This window comes from Steroidobacteraceae bacterium (assembly GCA_041395505.1).
Taxonomy (GTDB): domain Bacteria; phylum Pseudomonadota; class Gammaproteobacteria; order Steroidobacterales; family Steroidobacteraceae; genus JAWLAG01.
The window spans coordinates 1,813,843-1,835,559 of record JAWLAG010000001.1; the positions used below are offsets into that span (position 1 = coordinate 1,813,843).

A 21,717-nucleotide genomic window follows, 5' to 3' on the forward strand; every position below is an offset into this window, starting at 1 on the left:
CATGGCGCACTCCCGACTCAGCGGGAGCGCGCGAGGCCTGAACATGCCCAAACGAACCGACATCAAGAGCGTACTCATCATCGGCGCCGGACCAATCGTCATCGGCCAGGCCTGCGAGTTCGACTACTCCGGTGCCCAGGCTTGCAAGGCACTGCGCGAAGAGGGCTACCGGGTCATCCTGGTCAACTCCAATCCTGCGACCATCATGACGGACCCGGAGATGGCCGACGCGATATACATCGAGCCCATCAACAGCCGCACCATCGCCAGCATCATCGAAAAAGAGCGACCCGATGCACTCTTGCCGACGATGGGTGGCCAGACGGCGCTCAATACCTCCCTCGACCTCGTGCGCGAAGGCGTTCTCGAGAAATTCGGCGTCGAGATGATTGCGGCCTCGCGCGAGGCGATCGACATGGCCGAGGATCGCGAGCTGTTTCGCAACGCAATGGCGGAAATCGGCCTCGAATCGCCGCGCTCGATCATGGCGCACGATATGGACGAGGCACTTGGGGCGCTCGAGCAAATAGGCTTTCCATGCGTCATACGTCCGAGCTTTACGCTGGGCGGGTCGGGCGGTGGCATTGCCTACAATCGCGAGGAGTTCGAGGCCATCGTCATGCGCGGCCTCGATGCTTCGCCGACTTCCGAGGTGCTCCTCGAGGAGTCGGTGCTGGGCTGGAAAGAATACGAAATGGAAGTCGTACGCGATCGCAAGGACAATTGCATCATCGTGTGCTCGATCGAGAACTTCGATCCTATGGGTGTGCACACCGGGGACTCGATTACGGTTGCCCCCGCCCAGACGCTGACCGACAAGGAGTATCAGCGTTTGCGTGACGCCTCGATTGCGGTGCTGCGCAAGATAGGCGTCGATACGGGCGGGTCAAACGTGCAGTTTGCGATCAATCCGCAAGACGGGCGGCTGCTCATCATCGAAATGAACCCGCGCGTGTCGCGCTCCTCGGCGTTGGCTTCGAAGGCAACGGGCTTTCCCATCGCCAAGATCGCCGCGAAGCTTGCCATCGGATACACGCTCGATGAACTCAAGAATGACATCACCGGCGGTGCAACGCCGGCTTCGTTCGAGCCCAGCATCGACTACGTCGTCACCAAGATTCCGCGTTTCACCTTCGAGAAATTTCCGGCTGCCAACAATCGGCTGACGACCCAGATGAAATCCGTCGGCGAAGTGATGGCAATAGGCAGGAGCTTTCAGGAATCGCTCCAGAAGGCCTTGCGCGGACTCGAAACCGGCCTCGTAGGTCTCGACCCATTGCTGTCCCTGCCGTTGGGCGAGGCCGAAGAGCGGCAGCTCATCTACGAACTGCGCTCACCGGGTCCAGACCGGCTCCTCTATGTTGCCGACGCGTTGCGGGCAGGTTGGGGCCGTGATCGCGTGGTCGAGCTGACCGGCATCGATCCCTGGTTCATTGCCCAGCTGGAGGAGCTGATCGAGGCGGAGCAGGAGCTCGCCGACAGCAATTTGGCGGCACTCGATGCGAACCGTTTGAGGAGCCTCAAGCGCCAGGGTTTCTCCGATGTACGGCTTGCGCAGCTTCTGAAGACAACCGAGGGTGCCGTGAGGGCGGCGCGCCATCAACATGGCGTGCGACCGGTGTTCAAACGGGTGGACACCTGCGCCGCCGAGTTCGCAACCACAACGGCCTATCTCTACTCGACCTACGAGGAAGAGTGCGAGGCGCAACCTGACGAGCGGCGCAAGATCATGATCCTCGGCGGCGGCCCAAACCGCATCGGCCAGGGCATCGAGTTTGACTATTGCTGCGTGCATGCTGCGCTAGCGCTTCGCGAAGCCGGTTTCGAGACCATCATGGTCAACTGCAATCCCGAAACCGTTTCCACGGACTATGACACCTCGGATCGCCTCTATTTCGAGCCGCTGACGCTTGAAGACGTGCTGGAGGTCATCGCGAAGGAGGAGCCCGAGGGTGTGATCGTGCAATATGGCGGTCAAACGCCCTTGCGCTTGTGCCGTGCGCTTGAGGCAGCCAAGGCACCGATCATCGGCACGACACCGGAGTCGATCGACATTGCAGAAGATCGCGAGCGTTTCCAGGCGCTCGTTACGCAGCTTGGCTTGCGGCAACCGGCCAATGCCACTGCGCGCACCGAGACGCAGGCCCTGCAGCTAGCCAAGGAAGTTGGCTTCCCGCTGGTCGTGCGCCCCTCCTATGTCCTCGGCGGCCGCGCCATGGAAGTGGTTTTCAACGAGACCGACCTGCGCACGTACATGACCGATGCGGTCAAGGTGTCCAACGACAGTCCGGTCCTGCTCGATCGTTTTCTCGATGTCGCTGTCGAGGTCGATGTCGACGCGGTTTGCGACGGTGTTGACGTATTGATTGGCGGCGTGATGGAGCACGTCGAGCAGGCTGGCGTGCATTCCGGCGACTCCGGCTGTTCGTTGCCTCCCAATAGTCTGTCGGCCGCGGTGCAGGCCCAGATCAAGGAGCAGACCCGCAAGCTCGCACTGGCGCTCCACGTGGTCGGCCTCATGAACGTCCAATTCGCGGTACAGAACGGGATCGTCTACGTCCTCGAGGTCAATCCACGTGCATCGCGGACAGCTCCATTCGTGTCGAAAGCGACCGGCCTGCCGCTCGCCAAGATTGGCGCTTTGGTCATGGCGGGGCAAAAACTGGCCGATATGGGACTGACCGAAGAGCGTGTGCCTGCCTATTTCTCCGTCAAGGAAGCGGTATTTCCCTTCGGCAAATTTCCGGAGGCGGATCCGATACTCGGCCCCGAGATGAAATCCACGGGCGAAGTGATGGGTACGGGGCGCACGTTCGGCGAAGCCTATGCCAAAGCGCAGCTCGCATCCGGAGTGACACTGCCCACGAGGGGCGTATGCTTCGTCAGTGTGAGGGAGCAGGACAAGTCGGCTGCCACGCGCTTGGCGCAGCGGCTCATCGAGCAGGGGTTCTCGATCGTCGCGACCACGGGAACCGCGGCCGCGTTGCGTGCGGCTGGAATCGCCTGTGAGCGCGTGAACAAGGTGCGGGAAGGACGTCCCCATATTGTCGATATGATCAAAAACGACCAGATCAGCCTCATAGTCAACACCACGGAAGGAAAGCAGGCGGTACTCGAGTCACAGATGATTCGACGCGAAGCCGTGGCCCGGCGCGTCACCTACTACACGACCATGGCCGGTGCATTCGCGAGCAGCGAGGCAATCGACCATCTGGCCGAGGTCGATGTCAACCGCCTTCAGGACCTGCACACAGAGGCGCGGGTCTCGTGAAGCGCCGCCCGATTACAACGAGCGGGGCCGAGGCGTTGCGTGCGGAGCTGAAGCGGCTCAAATCCGAGGATCGACCGAGGGTTATCAAGGCGATCGCCGAAGCGCGCGGGCATGGCGACCTGTCGGAGAACGCCGAGTATCACGCGGCACGTGAGCAGCAAGGATTCATCGAGGGGCGCATCAGCGAGATCGAATCATTGCTTGGCAGCCTCGAAGTCATCGACGTCAGCAAGCTACCCGCAACCGATCGGATCGTGTTTGGCGCGACCGTCGAGCTGGAGGACCAGGACTCGGGCGAGTCCGTCGTCTACCAGGTCGTGGGCGAGGACGAAGCGGATATCAAGTCGCGCCGGATTGCGATCACATCGCCCATCGGTCGGGCGCTGGTCGGCAAGGAAGCCGGCGATGTCGTCGACGTGATTGCGCCAGGCGGCACGCGCAGTTACGAAATCATCGCCGTTCGCTACCAGTAGGCAGGGGCGGGGACTGTTACGTCTGGGGCAGGATGACCCGCGGCAGCGGCTCCCGGTTGCGGCGGTAGAGCACCGCAACGTTACCGATGCGTTGCACGAGCTGGGCGCCGGTCCGGGTGGTCAGTTCCTGCAACGTCTCGGCGCGCAGGCTTCGGTCACCGGCCCGCACCTTCACCTTGACGAGCTCGTGAGTTTCCAGCAGTTGATCGGCTTCGGCGCAGACCGCCTCGCTCGCTCCCGCCTGGCCGATCCACAGCACGGGCTGCAAAGCGTGTGCGAGACCTCGCAGGTGGCGCTTCTGTCGTTCGCTGAGTGCCATGTGGGGCGCATTTTAGCCGGTTGCGGAACCTAGGCGGTGGCCAAACGCTCCAAATCGAGTCGGCAGTGGTTGCGCGAGCACTTTTCCGACCCGTATGTGCAGCGTGCGCAGAGCGAGGGCTGGCGCTCACGGGCCGCGTTCAAGCTGGAGGAAATCGACCGGCGCGAACGCCTGCTCTCGCCGGGCATGACCTGCCTCGACCTTGGCGCGGCGCCCGGGGCCTGGAGCCAGTATGCGCGTCGCAAGGTGGGTCGTCATGGGCTCGTGGTCGCCAGTGACATTCTCGCGATGGAACCGATCAATGGTGTTGAATTCGTGCAAGGGGACTTTCACGACGCTGAGGTCGTGTCGGCGTTGTTGCGGTTGCTGCCCGCGCGCGGCGTGGATGTCGTGTTGTCGGACATGGCTCCGAATCTCTCGGGGATGGACGCGATCGACCAGCCGCGCTCGCTCCTCCTGGCCGAGCTGGCCCTGGACATTTGCGGGCAGCTATTGAAACCGGGTGGCTCCGCCCTGATTAAGACATTCCAGGGTGCCGGCTTCGAGCAGTTCGTGGCGGCTGCCCGCAAGGTCTTTGGCAAGGTCAAATTTGCCAAACCTGCCGCATCCCGTGCCCGTAGTCCTGAGCTATATGTGCTGGCGAGGGGTTGGCGAATGGTGTAGGTTGACTCGCAAGTGCCGGGACTGCGTCCGGCGAGGTTGTGTGCTTGAACGATCTGACCAAGAACATACTTTTGTGGGCCGTGATCGCCGTTTTGCTGACGGTCATTTTTTCGCGTTTCATGCCCACCGCAGGCCAGCCCCAGCCGGTGCGGTACTCGGAATTCCTCACAGAAGTGAGGGCAAATCGCGTCGACTCGGTCGTCCTGCAGGGCGAAGAGATCTATGGCTCGCGCACCGACCAGAGCCGCTTCAAGGTATTCAACCCGGAAACCGACAACTCGGCGCTCATTGGTTTGCTCGACAAACACCATGTCAAGATAGAAGGCCGACCGCCCAAGGAACCGAATTTCATCGCGCAGTTGTTGCTGCAGCTGGCGCCGGCGCTGCTCTTGATCATGGTGTTCGTGTACGTGCTGCGGCAGATGCAGGGTTCGGCCGGCGGACGCGGCGCAATGTCTTTCGGCAAATCGCGTGCACGCCTGCTCAATGAAGACCAGGTCAATGTCACGTTCGCCGACGTTGCCGGTGTCGAGGAAGCCAAGGACGAAGTGCAGGAGATCGTCGAGTTCCTGAAGGATCCAGGCAAGTTCCAGAAGCTCGGCGGCAAGATTCCCAAGGGCGTGCTCATGGTCGGCTCGCCTGGTACCGGCAAGACGCTGCTCGCACGCGCGATCGCCGGCGAAGCCAAGGTTCCGTTTTTCACCATCTCGGGTTCGGATTTCGTCGAGATGTTCGTGGGCGTTGGCGCATCACGGGTGCGCGACATGTTCGAGCAGGCGAAGAAGCACGCCCCGTGCATCATCTTCATAGACGAGATTGACGCCGTAGGGCGGCATCGCGGTGCCGGACTCGGCGGCGGTCATGACGAGCGCGAGCAGACCCTCAACCAGTTGCTGGTCGAGATGGACGGTTTCGAGGGCAGCGAAGGCATCATCGTCATAGCGGCTACCAACAGGCCGGACGTACTGGATCCAGCACTGTTGCGACCTGGTCGTTTCGACCGCCAGGTCGTCGTGCCGCTGCCCGATGTACGCGGCCGCGAGCAGATCCTGCGCGTGCACATGCGCAAAGTTCCCTTGGGCGATGACGTCAAGCCGGCCCTGATAGCACGTGGCACGCCGGGATTTTCGGGCGCCGATCTTGCGAATCTGGTCAATGAGGCAGCCTTGTTTGCAGCGCGTGCCAACAAACGCACTGTTTCGATGGACGAATTCGATCGTGCCAAGGACAAGATCCTGATGGGCGCCGAGCGGCGTTCCATGGTCATGAGCGAACAAGAGAAGAAAATGACTGCCTACCACGAAGCGGGTCACGCGATCGTCGGCATGACGGTTCCCGAGCACGACCCCGTTTACAAGGTGACGATCATTCCCCGCGGCCGTGCTCTCGGCGTAACACAGTTCCTGCCCGAGCAGGACCGGTACAGCTTTTCGCGGCGGCGCATCGAAAGCGCTATCGCAACGCTATTTGGCGGACGCATCGCCGAGGAAATCATATTCGGCCCCGACTCCGTGACGACCGGCGCGTCCAACGACATCGAGCGTGCAACGGAGCTTGCGCGCAACATGGTCACCAAGTGGGGTTTGTCCGATAAACTGGGCCCGCTTACGTATTCCGACGAGTCCGGCGAAGTCTTCCTTGGCCGAACAGTGACGCAGCACAAGCAGGTGTCGGACGAAACAGCCCATGCGATCGATCAGGAAGTGCGCCGCGTCGTGCAATCCAATTACGATCGCGCCCGTGAGATTCTCGCGACCAACATCGAAAAACTCCATGCGATGGCCAGTGCTCTCGTCAAGTACGAGACCATAGACGAAGGGCAGCTGCAGGACATCATGGCCGGCAAGGAGCCGCGCCAACCCAGCGACTGGGACGACAGCATCGGCCGTGGCGATGGTGACGACCAGGGCGGCCAGGTTGGCGTTGAACCGGCGCAGCCATCCAGCAAGCCAATCGGACCGGCGGCAGGGCAGACGCGCTAGCTTCTCCCGCGCGCACCGACGTGTTGCTGCAGTGTGCTGATGGACCGCTGAGTCTCTCCGCGCCCGTCATCATGGGCATCATCAACCTCACGCCGGATTCATTCTCGAGCGACGGCTTTGGTATGGACTCGGGCGCGGCTGTCGCAGCGGCGGAGTCCATGGTCGCTGCCGGCGCCACGTTGATCGATATCGGCGGTGAATCAACCCGACCGGGCGCCTCGCCGGTCACGCCGGATGAGGAAGCGAGTCGAGTCTTGCCGGTTCTGCGGGCGCTGGTGGCGCGGGGGCTGCGCGTGTCGGTCGATACTTCCACGCCGTCGCTGATGCGCGCTGCCGCCGCGGAAGGCGCCGCCATGATCAACGACGTCCGCGCCTTGCGCCGTCCGGGCGCGCTGTCAGCCGCTGCGAGCGGTCAGTGCGCGGTGTGCCTGATGCACATGCAGGGGGACCCAAAGGGCATGCAGACCGCACCCGCATATGACAATGTCGTGACCGAAGTCAAAGCGTTCTTGCAGGATCGGGTGCAGACTTGTCTCGACGCTGGCATTGCGCCGGAGCGTCTGGTGGTCGACCCCGGATTTGGCTTTGGCAAATCGCTGCAGCACAATCTTCGATTGCTGAACGAACTCGGCGAGTTGACACAGCTCGGTTACCCGGTGCTGGTCGGCTTGTCGCGAAAGTCCATCCTCGGCCTGTTGACCGGGAGGGAAGTGGGCGAACGCACGTCGGGTAGCGCAGTGCTGGCCGCGCTTGCTGTGGAGCGAGGCGCTGCCATCGTCAGGGCGCATGACGTTGCAGCCACTCGCGATGCGATTTCGATTGCAGTGGCGTTGAAGCCATAGGGAGAGCAGGTGACGCGCAAGTATTTCGGTACCGACGGCGTTCGCGGTCGTGTCGGCCAACACCCAATGACTGTCGATTTCGCCTTGCAGCTTGCAAGCGCGGCGGCGCGCGTGCTTGCGCCGCAGGGCGGCACCGTGTTGATCGGCAAGGACACTCGACTGTCAGGTTACATGTTCGAAGCGGCACTCGAAGCCGGATTCGTTGCGGCCGGCGTCGATGTCTTGCTCATCGGACCCCTGCCAACGCCGGGTATCGCTTACCTGACACGCAAGTTCAAGTGCCGTTTCGGCGTAGTGATCAGCGCCTCGCACAACCTCTATGACGACAATGGCATCAAATTCTTCGATAGCGAGGGCGGCAAACTCAGTGACGAACTCGAATCACAAATAGAGGCTGAACTTGAGCGCGGCGCGCTCACCCGCGAGTCCACTGCACTTGGCAGTGCCCGTCGCGTCGACAAGTCGCGCACGCAGTACCAGGAATTCTGTGCCGCGAGCCTACCCGAGGGGATGAACCTCGAGGGCATGAAAATCGTGATCGATTGCGCGAACGGCGCGGGCTACAAAGTCGGCCCGCGTCTGCTCGCTGACCTTGGCGCCGAAATCATCCCGATCGGCTGCTCCCCGAATGGCAGAAACATCAATGCCGGCTGTGGCTCGACTTCACCGGAACTGTTGCAATTGACGGTGCCTGGGGTTCACGCGCATGTTGGCATAGCACTCGATGGTGATGGCGATCGACTCGTCATGGTCGATCAACTCGGCCGCACGGTCGATGGTGATCAAATCATATTCATGATCGCGCGTCATCGGCACCTGCACAGACAGCTACCTGGTCCCGTCATCGGTACATTGATGAGCAACCTCGGTATGGAACTCGCGCTGAAGGATCTCGGGATAGGCTTTCGCCGCGCGGCGGTAGGTGATCGCTATGTGCTCGCCATGTTGCGCGAAACCGGTGGTACGATCGGCGGGGAGACGTCAGGTCATATCCTGTGCCTCGATCGCACCACCACGGGTGATGCGCTGGTCGCGGCGCTGCAGGTCCTTGCGATCATGCGCGAGACCGGATCAACGCTGGCCGAACTCGGGGCCGGATTCGTGCATTTCCCGCAGGTCATGCACAACGTGCGTGTACCACGACGGGTCGATCCGCAGCAGGTGCCGCAAATAGGCACGGCGGTGGCGGCCGCCGAATCCAGGCTCGGGGGGGAGGGTCGCGTGGTATTGCGAGCTTCCGGCACGGAGCCCGTCATACGCGTCATGGTAGAAGCCCGCGACGCCGCGACCGCGACCCTCGAGGCAAAAACTCTCGCGGCGAGCGTGGAGCGCGCGATCACCTGAAACGCGCGTTGCCGGCGTTGCGCCGGCCGCTCTCGGCCGCTATCATCGCGCGCCTTTGCGTCCGGCTGGACCGGAGAATCCAATGCCTCGCCCCATCGTTGCCGGAAACTGGAAGCTCAATGGCTCGCGCACTGCAAACCGCGAACTCATAGAGCGCATCCTCGCCGGACAAGCGCCGTCCGATTCGGCCGAATGCGTTATCTGCCCGCCGTTCGTTTACCTCGCGGACCTTGCGCGGGCGCTGGCGGGCTCGGGGATCGCACTCGGTGCACAGGATGTGTGCGCCGAAGCCGCAGGCGCGTTCACCGGCGAAGTATCGGCGGCCATGTTGAGCGATGTCGGCGCGACCTGGGCGATCGTTGGCCATTCGGAGCGACGTAGCCTCTATGGCGAGACCGATGAGCTGGTCGCAAGAAAATTCAGCGCTGCCCAGGGCCAGGGGCTGACACCGATACTCTGCGTCGGCGAGCAGCTGCAGGAGCGCGAGCGCGGCGCCACGACCGAGGTCGTTGGCCGCCAGCTGGATGCCGTACTGCAACTTGCCGGCGTGGCCAGTTTCGCCGCGGCAGTGATTGCCTACGAACCGGTATGGGCGATCGGCACCGGTGTAACGGCGACGCCCGCCCAGGCCGAGGACGTACATGCCTTCATCCGCGAGCGATTGCGGCGTCAGGATGCTAAAATAGCGGCCGACGTGCGCATTCTGTATGGCGGTAGTGTCAAGGCGGCCAATGCTGCAGAGCTATTCGCACAGCCTAATGTCAACGGTGGCTTGATCGGCGGCGCGTCACTCAATGCCGAGGAGTTTCTGGCGATACTCGGCGCGGCTAACGGTTGATCAACATGCTACGAACGACGCTGACAATACTTCAGTTCCTGGTCTCGGCCGCGATCATTGCACTTGTACTGATACAGCGCGGCAAAGGTGCGGAGGCGGGCGCCGGTTTCGGTGCCGGTGCCTCAGGCACGGTTTTCGGTGCGCGTGGCGCCCGCACGGGACTGTCGCGCATCACTGCCATTCTTGCTGCGGTCTTCATCATCAACAGCCTGGTCCTGGCTTATATGGGTTCGCGCAAGACCGACCAGCCGACCAGCATTCTGGACCAGGCAGCTGCAGTCACGGAGCAAGCGCCGGCCGCGGCTACCGTACCCGCTGCGCAAGATGCGCCGGCATCGGTAATCGACGACTCAGTGCCCGCACCCGCGACGGAAGATTCCGCGACCCAGCAGGTTCCGGCACCGCCAAACCCTTAGTCGCCTGCGAACGGGTATCGGGTGGCGAAACGATCGCGTGAACCTATCGCTGAGATTATGCCGACGTGGTGGAATTGGTAGACACACTAGCTTGAGGGGCTAGCGGCGCAAGCCGTGGGAGTTCGAGTCTCCCCGTCGGCACCAATGCAACATCAACCGCTGTACTGCAATGCCGTTGCACTGCCTGCTACAATGGCGGCCTGACGGGGCAGCGGAGCATTCAAGCGGATGATCCGTATGCCCTTTTCGCGGTTTGCTTGATGCTCAAACAATACCTGCCGATCCTCATATTTTTGGTGGTTGCCAGCGGCCTGGCAGTGGTGCTTCTGCTGCTGGGTACGCTGATTGGCCGGTATTTCTCTCGGGCTCCGTCCGATCCAGAGAAACTATCCGCTTACGAATGCGGCTTCGAAGCCTTCGAAGACACGCGGATGAAGTTCGACGTTCGCTATTATCTGGTAGCTATCGTTTTCATCGTATTCGACCTGGAAATCGCCTTTCTCTTCCCCTGGGCCGTGACCTTCACTGGTTTGCCCGCTGCAGGCAACATTGCGATTGGCCTGTTCCTGCTCATTCTCGTCATCGGCTTCATCTACGACTGGAAGAAAGGCGCGTTGGAGTGGGATTAGCAGCCGACAGCCCTGAGAGTTTTGCGCAGCGCGGCTATTTGACGGCCCGCCTGGATGACCTCGTCAATTGGGCGCGTACCGGATCCCTTTGGCCGATGACGTTCGGTCTGGCGTGTTGCGCCGTAGAGATGATGCAGGCGGGCGCATCGCGCTATGACCTCGATCGGTTCGGAGTCGTGTTCCGGCCGAGCCCCAGGCAGTCCGACGTCATGATCGTCGCCGGTACACTGGTCAACAAGATGGCGCCGGCGCTGCGCAAGGTTTACGACCAGATGGCCGAACCGCGCTGGGTCATATCCATGGGTTCCTGCGCGAACGGTGGCGGCTATTACCACTACTCATATTCGGTCGTGCGAGGCTGCGACCGAATCGTGCCAGTCGATGTCTACGTGCCGGGTTGCCCGCCAACCGCGGAAGCGCTCATCTACGGCATCATCCAGTTGCAGAAGAAGATCGCTCGCACGAGCACTATTGCCAGATGATCCAACGCCGATGAGTGACAACGCCGAGCAATTGCGCACAGCCCTGCAGGCGATGACTGGCGAAACACGTTATCTCGCATGCGGCGGGCTGGGTGTCGACATCGCCTCGCCGCGCTGGCGCGGACTTGCGCTGCAATTGCGCGATGACCCGCAGCTGCGATTCGAAATGCTCCTGGACATTGCTGGTATCGACTATCTTCAGTACGGCGATGACGAGTGGAAGACGCTGGGCGCGACGCGCAGCGGCTTCTCGCGCGGCGTGCATCGGCTGCACCCGGAGCAGGAAGAAGCGCCCGGACCGCGGTTTGCTGCGATCTACCAGCTACTTTCCATTTCCCAGAACCAGCGCCTGACCGTCAGGGTCTTTTGCGAAGGCGATGAGGAGCCGATGCTGGACTCGGTCGTTGATGTCTGGGCGTCGGCAAACTGGTACGAGCGCGAGGCCTTCGATCTTTACGGAATCTTGTTTCGTGGTCATCCCGATTTACGTCGAATCCTGACCGACTATGGGTTCGTCGGCCACCCGTTTCGAAAGGATTTCCCACTCGTCGGCAATGTCGAGGTCCGCTACGACCCGGTCAAGAAACGCGTTGTCTACGAACCGGTGACGATCGCGCCCCGGACCCTGGTCCCGAAAGTCATTCGTCGCGACAACCGTTATGACGAAGCCCTGAAGGATGGCAAGAGCGGTGTCTGAGATCCGCAATTACACGATGAATTTCGGTCCGCAGCATCCGGCTGCGCATGGGGTGCTGCGTCTGGTGCTCGAGCTCGATGGCGAAGTCGTCCAAAAGGCTGATCCGCACATCGGTCTGCTGCATCGCGGCACCGAGAAACTTGCCGAATCCAAACCGTTCAACCAGTCGATCGGATACATGGATCGGCTCGATTACGTTTCGATGATGTGTAACGAACACGCCTATGTGCTCGCAATCGAGCGATTGCTCGGCATCGAGGCGCCGTTGCGGGCGCAGTACGTCCGCGTGATGTTCGACGAGATTACCCGCATCCTGAACCACCTGATGTGGCTTGGCGCGCATGCACTCGACATCGGTGCCATGACAGTGTTCCTGTTCTGCTTTCGTGACCGTGAAGACCTCATGGATTGTTACGAGGCGGTCTCGGGAACACGAATGCACGCCACCTATTACCGGCCGGGAGGCGTGTACCGCGATCTGCCGCTGACAATGCCGAAGTACCAGGCTTCGCGGTGGCGCAGCGAATCGGATGCAGCGCGGCTGAACGAAGCGCGAAGCGGCGGACTGCTCGAATTCATCGCGGATTTCGTTAGCCGATTCGATGCCGCGGTCGACGAGTATGAAACACTGCTTACCGACAACCGCATCTGGAAGCAGCGCACCGTCAACATTGGCGTGGTTTCACCGCAGCGAGCCCAGCAGCTCGGGTTCACAGGACCAATGTTGCGCGGCTCCGGCGTCGAATGGGACCTGAGAAAGAAGCAGCCCTACGAAGTCTATGATCGCCTGGACTTCGACATTCCGGTTGGAGTCAATGGTGACTGTTACGACCGCTATCTCGTGCGTATCGAGGAGATGCGACAGTCGAATCGCATCATTGGACAGTGCATCGACTGGCTGAAGGCCAACCCCGGTCCGGTGATGCTTGAGGACCGTAAAGTGAGGCCGCCGCGCCGCGCCGAGATGAAAGGCGACATGGAGTCGCTCATCCACCACTTCAAGTTGTTCACCGAGGGCTATTGCGTGCCGGAAGGTGAGTGCTATGCCGCTGTCGAAGCGCCCAAGGGTGAATTCGGCGTCTACCTGGTTTCGGACGGCGCCAACAAGCCCTATCGGTTGAAGTGCCGTGCACCGGGATTTGCGCATCTGGCGGCGCTCGATGAAATGGTGCGGGGCCACATGCTGGCCGACGTCGTGGCAGTCATCGGAACGCAGGATATCGTGTTCGGGGAGATCGATCGCTGATGTCAGATGCAGCTGGCCAAGTTTCGCTGTTGAGCGAGACAACACGCAAGGAAATCGATCACTGGGTTGCCAAGTTCCCGCCAGGGCGACACCGGTCTGCCGTGATTTCCGCTTTGCGTGTGGTACAGGAACAGAACGACGGACATCTGACAGTCGCGCTCATGAACGCCGTGGCGGATTACCTGCAGCTGCCGCCTATCCAGGTCTACGAGGTAGCCACTTTCTATTCCATGTTCGAAACCCACCAATGCGGACGCCACCATGTCAGCATCTGTACCAACATCAGTTGCATGTTGAACGGTGGTGAAGACCTGCTTGCACATGCCGAACGCAAGCTGGGCATCAAGGTGGGCGAGAGCACTGCGGACGGCCGAATATTCCTCAAGCGCGAGGAAGAGTGTCTTGCGGCCTGCACCGGGGCTCCGATGGCGATGATCGACCATCATTTTCACGAATACCTGACGCCCGAGAAATTGGACCAAATTCTCGATGGGCTCGATTGATTTCATGGACAGCTACGCCGACAAACGCAATTTGGTGGTTTTCGAGCCACTGCATCTCGACGAATCATGGACTCTGCCGGTTTATCGCAGCATTGGCGGTTATTCAGTATGGGAGAAAATCCTGCGCGAGAAACCCCCGCGTGAGCAAATCATCGATGCCGTCAAGGCGTCGGGACTACGCGGGCGTGGTGGTGCCGGATTCCCGACAGGCGTCAAGTGGAGCTTCATGCCGCGCAATGCCGACATGCAAAAATACGTCGTCTGCAATTCCGACGAGAGCGAGCCCGGTACCTGCCACGATAGGGACATCCTGCGCTTCAATCCGCATTCGCTCATCGAAGGCATGGCCATAGGCGGTTACGCCATGAATGCCACGGTCGGTTACAACTACATTCGCGGCGAGTTCCTGGGCGAGCCGATCCCGCGATTCGAGGCAGCGTTACGCGAGGCATATGCGGCTGGCCTCCTTGGCAGGAATATTGCCGGTTCGGGCATCGATTTCGACCTGCACTGTTTTGTTGGCGCAGGTGCCTATATCTGCGGAGAAGAGACCGCGTTGCTCGAATCCCTCGAAGGCAAGCAGGGCAAGCCACGATTCAAGCCGCCTTTTCCGGCCAACTTCGGCCTCTATGGACAGCCGACCACCATCAACAATACGCAGAGCTATGCCTCGGTTCCGACCATCCTTCGCAAGGGCCCGGAGTGGTTTGCGGCGCTGGGCCCGCAGAATTCGGGCGGTACGGTGATCTTCTCCGTCTCGGGGCACGTGCAAAACCCAGGCAACTTCGAGCTGCCGCTTGGCGTGCCCTTCGCCGAACTGCTGCAGTATGCCGGTGGCGTACGCGGCGGGCGCAAGCTGAAAGCAGTCATCCCGGGCGGATCGTCCGTGCCAGTAGTGCCGGGCGAAATCATGCTTCGAACCAACATGGATTTCGATTCGCTGCGCGCGGCAGGATCGGCTGTGGGATCGGCGGCCGTCATCGTCATGGACGAAACAACCTGCATGGTGCGCGTCCTCGAGCGTTTGTCGAGATTTTACAAATCGGAGTCCTGCGGGCAGTGCACGCCGTGCCGCGAAGGTACGGGTTGGCTCAACCGCATGTTGCGCAGGATCATGGCTGGGCATGGGCGCATGGATGACCTCAACCTTCTGCTCGATGTCGCGAATCGAATCGAAGGGCACACCATCTGTGCCCTTGGCGATGCGGCAGCATGGCCGGTTCAGAGTTTTCTCAAGCACTTCCGGCACGAGTTCGAGTACATGATTGCCAATGGCGGCAAGAGCATCGTCGGCGATGCCACCCGTGTGGCAGCCTGAGGAACGCGCATGGCTGCCAACCCGCAGGATGACATGGTCAATATCGAAGTCGACGGCGTTGCCATGAAAGCGCCGAAGGGCGAAATGATCATTCGCGTAACCGATGCGCACCAATGCTATGTTCCGCGCTTTTGTTATCACGACAAACTGAGCGTGGCGGCCAATTGCCGCATGTGCCTGGTGGAAGTGGAGAAGGCGCCGAAACCACTGCCGGCGTGCGCCACACCGGTCGCCGAGGGCATGAAAATCTTCACGCGTTCGCCGAAAGCCATTGCGGCGCAGAAGGCAACCATGGAGTTTCTGCTCATCAATCACCCGCTCGATTGCCCGATCTGCGATCAGGGTGGCGAATGCGAATTGCAGGATCTTGCGATGGGTTTTGGCCGCGACATATCCAGGTTCCATGAACGTAAACGCATCGTTCGCGACAAGAATCTGGGTCCGCTGATATCCACCGACATGACACGCTGCATTCACTGCACGCGCTGTGTCAGGTTCGGCCAGGAGATTGCAGGTTTTCCCGAGTTGGGCACGACCGGACGCGGTGAGGACATGCAGATTGGCACTTATATAGAACGTGCCGTGAACCATGAATTGTCCGGCAACATCATCGACCTGTGCCCGGTCGGTGCGCTCAATAGCAAGCCATTCAGATTCAGCGCACGCGCCTGGGAGATGACCCAGCACGAACTGATATCGCCCCACGACGGAGTCGGCAGCAACATGTTCGGGCACGTGCTGCGTGGCCGCTTGATGCGTGTGGTGCCTCGCAGCAACGACGCCATCAACGAAACCTGGCTCGCGGACCGGGACAGGTTCAGTTATGAGGCGCTGCATAGTCCCGATCGGCTTGTCGAACCGGCGCTACGCAATGAGGATGGCAGTTGGCGCACGGTGCCATGGCGGGAGGCGCTCGAGCGGGCGGCCGAGGCGATCAGCGAGGCGGCGGAGTCCTTTGGGATCCTGGCAGCCGACAATGCCACGGTCGAAGAGCTTTACCTGCTTGCGACCATTAGCCGTGCGCGCGGACCGGGCAATATCGATCACCGGCTGCGTCAGCTTGATTTCCGTGCCGACGATTTCGGCTGCGGCATGCCGGACCTGGGTCACGCGATTGCCGACACCGAAAGCCAGCGGGCGGTACTCGTCCTTGGCTCGAACCTGCGCTCGGAACTGCCGCTGCTGGCACATCGGCTGCGCCGCGCGGCGCTGCGCGGTGCGCAAGTGTCGTTCATCAATCCGGCGCGCTACGAATATTTCTTTCCGGTAGCGAACTACGTCGAGTCCGCTGCCAACACGCTTGCGGCAGACCTCGCGGCGGTTCTCCATGCTGCCTGTGCGGCGAGTGGCCGTTCGCCGCCGGCGCTCCTTCGCGACAGCGGCTTCGATGCAAACGCGGTACAGACCGTACACCGGGAAATCGCCGCGACGCTCGTAGGCGAGGGTCCGCGCGCCATCTGGCTCGGCGCGCTCGCGCAACGGCATCCGGCTTATGCCGAGTTGCAGGCGCTGGCTGGTGCGCTTTGCGACGTCACCGGTGCGTCGCTCGGAATACTCGCAGAAGGCGGCAATGCACGCGGCGCCTGGCTGGCCGGTGCCGTACCCCGCCAAAGCGGACTCAATGCGCGACAGATGCTGCAGCGTAGCCTGCGCTGTTATCTGCTGTTTGGTGGTGTCGAACCGTGGTGCGAGACAGGTAGTTTCGATAGCCATGCCGCCTTGCGGGGCGCGCAGACAGTCATTGCGGCTACACCATTCGCAAACGATGCCTTGCGCGCCGTAGCGCACGTGCTTTTGCCCATCACGGGTTTTGCAGAAAGCGCTGGGACCTACGTCAACCTGGAGGGGCTCTGGCAGAGTCAGCAGGGCATCGCTACTGCGCCCGGTCAGGCACGTCCTGGGTGGAAGGTTGCACGAGTATTGGGGAACCTTCTGCAGGTCCCTGATTTCGAGTTCGATTCGGCCGACCAGGTGCGCGATCGCGCGCGGGAAAATATCGCGCCAGGAGCAGCTGCGGCGCGTATGCCCGGAATGCCAAAAGGTCCCGCGGTATCAGGCACGCTGCGTGACATTCCGATGTATCAGCTCGACGCCATGCTGCGCCGTGCACCCGCGCTTGCTGCCACGCTAGCCGGGCGCGCTGCCGTACGCGAGTATCCGTCGTGATCGACAACCTGCAATCATTGCTGGTGGCGTGGTGGCAGCATCCTTTGGGCCTGCTGCGCTCCACCGTGTGGATAATCGTCGTAACAGTCGCGCTGATTCTGAGTGTCGCGTTCACGACCTTGCTCGAGCGCAAGGTGATTGGCTGGATGCAGCTTCGCAAGGGTCCCAATCGTGTGGGTAGCCTGTTCGGCTTGCTGCCCGGAATATTTCAGCCGTTCGCGGATGTGATCAAACTCCTTGTCAAGGAAGTGGTGGTCCCCTCCAGTGCCAATAAGCTTTTGTTTCGGATCGCACCCGCTATCACCCTGATACCCGCCTTCGCCGTGTGGGCAGTTATCCCGCTGTCTCCGGACCTCGTTCTTGCCGATATCGATGCTGGTCTGCTCTATGTATTGTCATTGACGTCGGTTGGTGTCTACGGCGTGATACTGGCCGGCTGGGCAGCCAATTCCAAATATGCGTTTCTGGGTGCCATGCGTTCGGCGGCGCAGATCGTGGCCTACGAGATTGCCATGGGATTTGCGCTGATCGGCGTGATCATGGCCTCCGGCTCGCTCAATCTCGGTGATATCGTACGGGCGCAGCAGGGCGGTGTGCTCAACTGGTTCTGGTTGTGGCTCGCGCCGCTTTGGATCGTGTACCTGATCTCGGGCGTTGCGGAAACAAATCGCGCGCCGTTCGACGTGGCCGAGGGCGAGTCGGAAATCGTCGCGGGCTTCCATGTCGAGTATTCGGGAATTGCGTTTGCGCTGTTCTTCCTCGCCGAGTATGCAAACATGATCCTCATCTCGGCACTGGTCGCGGTATTCTTCATGGGCGGTTGGCTGAGTCCCTTCGAGGGTGTACTCGATGCTGCAGGTGCGCCGGCGTGGCTCGCCTGGCTTGCAGCGCCGAGCTTTTTCTGGCTGTTCGCCAAACTGTTCTTCTTCCTGTTCTGTTTCCTTTGGTTTCGCGCGACATTTCCCCGCTATCGCTATGACCAAATCATGCGTCTGGGTTGGAAGGTGCTCATTCCCGTCACCCTGCTCTGGGTGGCAGTCGAGGGCCTGATGGCGCTGGCGAAAATTGGTCCGTGGCGCGCCTGAGGCTTGCATGATGTCAATGCGCAGCATATTCAAGACGTTCTTTCTGGCCGAGCTGCTGAAGGGCATGACCGTCACCGGCAGGTCATTGTTCAAGAAAAAGGTGACTGTCAACTACCCTGAGGAAAAGACTCCGCAGTCGCCACGCTTCCGCGGGTTGCATGCGCTGCGCCGCTACCCGAATGGCGAAGAACGCTGCATTGCCTGCAAGTTGTGCGAAGCGGTATGTCCCGCGCTCGCGATCACGATCGAATCATCCGTGTCGGCCAACGGCACGCGGCGCACGTCGCGATATGACATCGATTTGTTCAAGTGCATTTATTGCGGTTTCTGCGAAGAAGCCTGCCCGGTCGATGCAATTGTCGAGACACGCATCCACGAGTATCACATGGAGGCGCGTGGCGAGAACATCATGTCAAAGGACAAACTGCTTGCCATTGGCGATCGCTACGAAGCAATGATCGCGGCTGACAAGGCCGCCGATTCGCAGTATCGCTGACGAGGGAGTCATTGGAGTGCTGATTACGGTACTGTTCTATATGGTGTCGGCTGTGCTGATCGCCGCTGCGCTTGGCATGATCATCACGCGCAACCCGGTCTACTCGGCGATGTGCCTGGTACTGTGTTTCGTCACCAGCGCCGTCATCTGGTTGCTCATCGAAGCCGAATTCCTCGCTCTTGTGCTCATTCTGGTCTACGTCGGCGCCGTCATGGTGTTATTCCTGTTCGTGGTCATGATGCTCGACATCAATTTCGAGGAATTGCGCCGAGGGTTCGCCCGATATGCCTGGTTGGGCTGGTTGGTGGCGATGGTGATCGCTGCAGAGTTGATTGGCGTAGTCACCGCTCGAACCCTGGGGGTCGATGCTACGCAGGGTGCGGCCGCGTTACCCGAGGGCTACTCCAATACCCGCGAGCTGGGCGAGGTCCTGTACTCGAACTATCTCTATCCTGTGGAGCTCGCGGCGATCCTGCTGCTGGTCGCGATCGTGGCGGCAATAGCGCTCACCATGCGCAAGCGTCCGGGACTCAAAGCGCAGAACATCTCGGCCCAAGTGGCAGTGCGACGAGCCGATCGCGTTCGTATCGTCAAGATGAACCCGGAGAAACGCTCGTGATCACATTGGCACATCTGTTGACGCTCGCGGCAGTGCTGTTTGCAATCGCGGTTGCCGGAATATTCATCAATCGCAAGAATCTCATTCTGCTGCTGATGTGCATCGAACTGATGTTACTTGCAGCCAATTTCAATTTTGTCGCTTTCTCCCGCTTCCTGGGTGACATCAACGGGCAGATATTCGTCTTTTTCGTGCTGACGGTGGCCGCTGCCGAGGCGGCGATCGGGCTTGCAATCCTGGTCGTGCTGTTTCGTGAGCGACGGAGCATCAACGTCGCCGATCTGGACTCGATGCGGGGTTAGTTGTGCTGAGCCTCAATCCCAATCACTTGCTGCTGATCGCGTTTTCTCCGCTGGTCGCGGCCCTCATTGCGGGACTCGCAGGCCGGATCATCGGGCGCGTCGGAGCGCATAGCCTGACCATTGCCGCAGTTGCTCTTTCGGCGATCCTGTCCTTCCAGACCCTCAGCCTGCTCTGGCAGGGCATGCCGACATTCAATGACAGTGTATATACCTGGCTTGTCAGCGACGGCATTCGCATGGAGGTCGGATTCCTGGTCGATCGTCTGACCGCGCTGATGATGTGCGTGGTGACTTTCGTTTCGCTCTGTGTGCACGTGTACACCATCGGCTACATGCGTGATGATCCGGGCTATCAGCGGTTTTTCAGCTATATCTCGTTGTTCACGTTTGCGATGTTGATGCTGGTCATGTCGAACAACTTCATGCAGCTATTCTTCGGTTGGGAGGCGGTCGGACTCGTTTCCTATCTCTTGATAGGCTTTTGGTATACGCGCCCCAGCGCAATTTTCGCCAACCTGAAGGCTTTCGTCGTCAACCGGATCGGTGACTTCGGCTTCGTATTGGGCATTGCCGGTATCGTGTATTTCACCGGATCGCTCGATTACAATGCGGCATTCGCTGCTGCGCCCGATATCAAGTCTGCGACCCTGCCGTTGACTGCGGGTACCAACGTCGAGGCGTTGACCTTCATTTGCATCTGCCTGTTCGTTGGCGCGATGGGTAAATCGGCACAAGTGCCGCTGCATGTCTGGCTGCCCGACTCAATGGAAGGCCCAACACCGATCTCGGCGCTGATTCACGCGGCGACCATGGTCACGGCCGGCATTTTCATGGTCGCGCGCCTGTCGCCGTTGTTCGAATACAGCGAGGCGGCGCTTTCGTTCATTCTCCTCATTGGCGGGACGACTGCGCTGTTCATGGGGTTCCTGGGTATCGTCAACAACGACATCAAACGTGTCGTGGCTTATTCGACCTTGTCGCAACTGGGCTACATGACGGTGGCGCTTGGTGCATCTGCCTATAGCGTCGCGATTTTTCATCTCATGACCCATGCCTTCTTCAAGGCGCTTCTGTTTCTCGCTGCCGGTTCGGTGATCATAGGCATGCACCACGAACAGGATATGCGCAAGATGGGGGGTCTTGCGCGCAAGATGCCAATCACCGCAATCACTTGCTGGATAGGCGCGCTGGCTTTGATCGGAACACCGCTGTTTTCGGGCTTCTATTCGAAGGACCTGATCATCGAAGCAGTGGCCGAATCTCATCGCCCATTCGCCGCATACGCGCATTTCTGCGTGCTTGCCGGAGTGTTCGTTACGGCCCTCTATACGTTTCGCATGATCTTCCTGACATTCCACGGCAAGCCGCGATGGCATGGCAGTGATCACGGCTCACATGACGCTCACAAACATGCTGCTCCGCATGAACATGAACCACATGAGAGTCCGTGGGTGGTGACATTGCCGTTGATAGCATTGGCGATACCTTCGATTGTCGTTGGCTATTTGACGGTGCAACAGGTGGCTTTCGGCGGCTATTTCGGTGAGTCGATACTCGTGCTGGCACAGCACGACGTGCTCGGAGAACTTGAAGGCGATTTCCATGGTCCGCTCGCGATGGCAGAGCACGCCTTGCAGTCGGCGCCATTCTGGTTGGCGCTCGCGGGTGTGCTGGTCGCATGGCTGGTCTTTCTGGCAAAGCCGCAGATTGCAGATCTTGCCGAGCGACGCTTGGCATGGATTCGGCGGATCCTCGACAACAAATACTACTTCGACTGGTTCAATGAGAATGTAATCGCAGCCGGCGCGCGTGGCCTTGGTCGAGTCTTCTTTCGGGTTGGGGATCGGTTCCTGATCGATGACGGCATCGTCAACGGCAGTGCCGGCATAGTTGCCGCCGTGGCCGGGTGGGGGCGCCGCCTTCAAAGCGGTTATCTCTACAGTTATGCATTCTGGATGTGTATCGGACTTGCCTTGTTGCTGGGCTGGTTCCTGATATTCGCGCACTAGGAATCTGGACCGGTACT

General features: G+C 60.5%; 21 protein-coding genes and 1 tRNA gene. 21 read left to right on the forward strand and 1 reads right to left on the reverse strand.

Features of this window, described 5'->3' with window-relative positions:
• The first annotated feature begins 43 nt into the window (after positions 1-43).
• Both carB and greA read left to right on the forward strand, forming a co-directional pair.
• Complete coding sequence (carB, locus tag R3E77_08325; GenBank protein MEZ5499419.1) at positions 44-3,271, forward strand: carbamoyl-phosphate synthase large subunit; 3,228 nt, start codon at positions 44-46, stop codon at positions 3,269-3,271.
• Complete coding sequence (gene greA, locus R3E77_08330) at positions 3,268-3,744, forward strand: transcription elongation factor GreA (GenBank protein MEZ5499420.1); 477 nt, start codon at positions 3,268-3,270, stop codon at positions 3,742-3,744. Before carB ends, greA begins: the two co-directional genes overlap by 4 nt.
• Positions 3,745-3,760: 16 nt before the next feature.
• Here greA and yhbY read toward each other — a convergent pair whose 3' ends face one another.
• A complete protein-coding gene (yhbY, locus tag R3E77_08335; GenBank protein ID MEZ5499421.1) occupies positions 3,761-4,063 on the reverse strand; it encodes a ribosome assembly RNA-binding protein YhbY in 303 nt (100 codons plus the stop codon).
• A gap of 36 nt (positions 4,064-4,099) precedes the next feature.
• Between yhbY and rlmE the strand changes: the two genes are divergently transcribed.
• The 19 genes from rlmE (at position 4,100) to nuoL (ending at position 21,700) form a co-directional block, all read left to right on the forward strand.
• A complete protein-coding gene (gene rlmE / locus R3E77_08340; protein ID MEZ5499422.1) occupies positions 4,100-4,726 on the forward strand; it encodes a 23S rRNA (uridine(2552)-2'-O)-methyltransferase RlmE in 627 nt (208 codons plus the stop codon).
• 44 nt (positions 4,727-4,770) lie between these two features.
• Positions 4,771-6,708 (forward strand): ATP-dependent zinc metalloprotease FtsH, encoded by a 1,938-nt coding sequence (gene ftsH / locus R3E77_08345; protein ID MEZ5499423.1) that lies wholly within the window; start codon positions 4,771-4,773, stop codon positions 6,706-6,708.
• 20 nt (positions 6,709-6,728) lie between these two features.
• Positions 6,729-7,550: a dihydropteroate synthase gene (gene folP, locus R3E77_08350; protein ID MEZ5499424.1), complete on the forward strand. Its 822-nt coding sequence runs from the start codon at positions 6,729-6,731 to the stop codon at positions 7,548-7,550.
• Positions 7,551-7,559: 9 nt separating this feature from the next.
• The gene (gene glmM / locus R3E77_08355; protein ID MEZ5499425.1) at positions 7,560-8,894 is read left to right on the forward strand and encodes a phosphoglucosamine mutase; all 1,335 of its coding nucleotides are present in this window, start codon (positions 7,560-7,562) and stop codon (positions 8,892-8,894) included.
• An 82-nt stretch (positions 8,895-8,976) separates the two neighbouring features.
• Entirely contained in the window at positions 8,977-9,732 is a 756-nt protein-coding gene (gene tpiA, locus R3E77_08360; protein ID MEZ5499426.1) for a triose-phosphate isomerase, read from the forward strand.
• 5 nt (positions 9,733-9,737) lie between these two features.
• On the forward strand, positions 9,738-10,148 hold the full coding sequence (gene secG / locus R3E77_08365) for a preprotein translocase subunit SecG (GenBank protein MEZ5499427.1): 411 nt from the start codon (positions 9,738-9,740) through the stop codon (positions 10,146-10,148).
• A gap of 59 nt (positions 10,149-10,207) precedes the next feature.
• Positions 10,208-10,292, forward strand: a tRNA-Leu gene (locus tag R3E77_08370).
• A gap of 116 nt (positions 10,293-10,408) precedes the next feature.
• Positions 10,409-10,777: an NADH-quinone oxidoreductase subunit A gene (gene ndhC / locus R3E77_08375; GenBank protein ID MEZ5499428.1), complete on the forward strand. Its 369-nt coding sequence runs from the start codon at positions 10,409-10,411 to the stop codon at positions 10,775-10,777.
• Positions 10,768-11,259, forward strand: a complete 492-nt coding sequence (locus tag R3E77_08380; protein MEZ5499429.1) for an NADH-quinone oxidoreductase subunit B family protein — start codon at positions 10,768-10,770, stop codon at positions 11,257-11,259. Before ndhC ends, R3E77_08380 begins: the two co-directional genes overlap by 10 nt.
• 10 nt (positions 11,260-11,269) lie before the next feature.
• The gene (locus tag R3E77_08385) at positions 11,270-11,956 is read left to right on the forward strand and encodes an NADH-quinone oxidoreductase subunit C (GenBank protein ID MEZ5499430.1); all 687 of its coding nucleotides are present in this window, start codon (positions 11,270-11,272) and stop codon (positions 11,954-11,956) included.
• On the forward strand, positions 11,949-13,202 hold the full coding sequence (locus R3E77_08390) for an NADH-quinone oxidoreductase subunit D (protein ID MEZ5499431.1): 1,254 nt from the start codon (positions 11,949-11,951) through the stop codon (positions 13,200-13,202). Before R3E77_08385 ends, R3E77_08390 begins: the two co-directional genes overlap by 8 nt.
• Complete coding sequence (locus R3E77_08395) at positions 13,202-13,705, forward strand: NAD(P)H-dependent oxidoreductase subunit E (GenBank protein MEZ5499432.1); 504 nt, start codon at positions 13,202-13,204, stop codon at positions 13,703-13,705. The genes R3E77_08390 and R3E77_08395 overlap by 1 nt, the downstream gene beginning before the upstream one ends.
• Positions 13,692-15,023 carry an NADH-quinone oxidoreductase subunit NuoF gene (gene nuoF, locus R3E77_08400; GenBank protein ID MEZ5499433.1) on the forward strand — a complete coding sequence of 444 codons (1,332 nt, stop codon included), beginning with the start codon at positions 13,692-13,694 and terminating at the stop codon, positions 15,021-15,023. Before R3E77_08395 ends, nuoF begins: the two co-directional genes overlap by 14 nt.
• Before the next feature lie 9 nt (positions 15,024-15,032).
• Positions 15,033-17,189: an NADH-quinone oxidoreductase subunit NuoG gene (gene nuoG, locus R3E77_08405; GenBank protein ID MEZ5499434.1), complete on the forward strand. Its 2,157-nt coding sequence runs from the start codon at positions 15,033-15,035 to the stop codon at positions 17,187-17,189.
• Entirely contained in the window at positions 17,186-18,274 is a 1,089-nt protein-coding gene (gene nuoH, locus R3E77_08410) for an NADH-quinone oxidoreductase subunit NuoH (protein MEZ5499435.1), read from the forward strand. Before nuoG ends, nuoH begins: the two co-directional genes overlap by 4 nt.
• Positions 18,275-18,290: 16 nt before the next feature.
• Positions 18,291-18,770 carry an NADH-quinone oxidoreductase subunit NuoI gene (gene nuoI, locus R3E77_08415; protein ID MEZ5499436.1) on the forward strand — a complete coding sequence of 160 codons (480 nt, stop codon included), beginning with the start codon at positions 18,291-18,293 and terminating at the stop codon, positions 18,768-18,770.
• A gap of 16 nt (positions 18,771-18,786) precedes the next feature.
• A complete protein-coding gene (locus tag R3E77_08420; GenBank protein ID MEZ5499437.1) occupies positions 18,787-19,389 on the forward strand; it encodes an NADH-quinone oxidoreductase subunit J in 603 nt (200 codons plus the stop codon).
• Positions 19,386-19,691, forward strand: a complete 306-nt coding sequence (gene nuoK, locus R3E77_08425) for an NADH-quinone oxidoreductase subunit NuoK (protein ID MEZ5499438.1) — start codon at positions 19,386-19,388, stop codon at positions 19,689-19,691. Before R3E77_08420 ends, nuoK begins: the two co-directional genes overlap by 4 nt.
• A gap of 2 nt (positions 19,692-19,693) precedes the next feature.
• Positions 19,694-21,700: an NADH-quinone oxidoreductase subunit L gene (nuoL, locus tag R3E77_08430; GenBank protein MEZ5499439.1), complete on the forward strand. Its 2,007-nt coding sequence runs from the start codon at positions 19,694-19,696 to the stop codon at positions 21,698-21,700.
• The last annotated feature ends 17 nt before the right edge of the window (positions 21,701-21,717 follow it).

What these genes read in the sequence shown, in the direction of transcription:
- ndhC (MEZ5499428.1), top strand. Translation starts at nt 10,409, where the DNA reads ATGCTCAAACAATACCTGCCGATCCTCATATTTTTGGTGGTTGCCAGC.
- R3E77_08395 (MEZ5499432.1), top strand. Translation starts at nt 13,202, where the DNA reads ATGTCAGATGCAGCTGGCCAAGTTTCGCTGTTGAGCGAGACAACACGC.
- R3E77_08385 (MEZ5499430.1), top strand. Translation starts at nt 11,270, where the DNA reads ATGAGTGACAACGCCGAGCAATTGCGCACAGCCCTGCAGGCGATGACT.
- yhbY (MEZ5499421.1), bottom strand. Translation starts at nt 4,063, where the DNA reads ATGGCACTCAGCGAACGACAGAAGCGCCACCTGCGAGGTCTCGCACAC.
- carB (MEZ5499419.1), top strand. Translation starts at nt 44, where the DNA reads ATGCCCAAACGAACCGACATCAAGAGCGTACTCATCATCGGCGCCGGA.
- tpiA (MEZ5499426.1), top strand. Translation starts at nt 8,977, where the DNA reads ATGCCTCGCCCCATCGTTGCCGGAAACTGGAAGCTCAATGGCTCGCGC.
- nuoI (MEZ5499436.1), top strand. Translation starts at nt 18,291, where the DNA reads ATGCGCAGCATATTCAAGACGTTCTTTCTGGCCGAGCTGCTGAAGGGC.
- nuoG (MEZ5499434.1), top strand. Translation starts at nt 15,033, where the DNA reads ATGGCTGCCAACCCGCAGGATGACATGGTCAATATCGAAGTCGACGGC.
- nuoF (MEZ5499433.1), top strand. Translation starts at nt 13,692, where the DNA reads ATGGGCTCGATTGATTTCATGGACAGCTACGCCGACAAACGCAATTTG.
- secG (MEZ5499427.1), top strand. Translation starts at nt 9,738, where the DNA reads ATGCTACGAACGACGCTGACAATACTTCAGTTCCTGGTCTCGGCCGCG.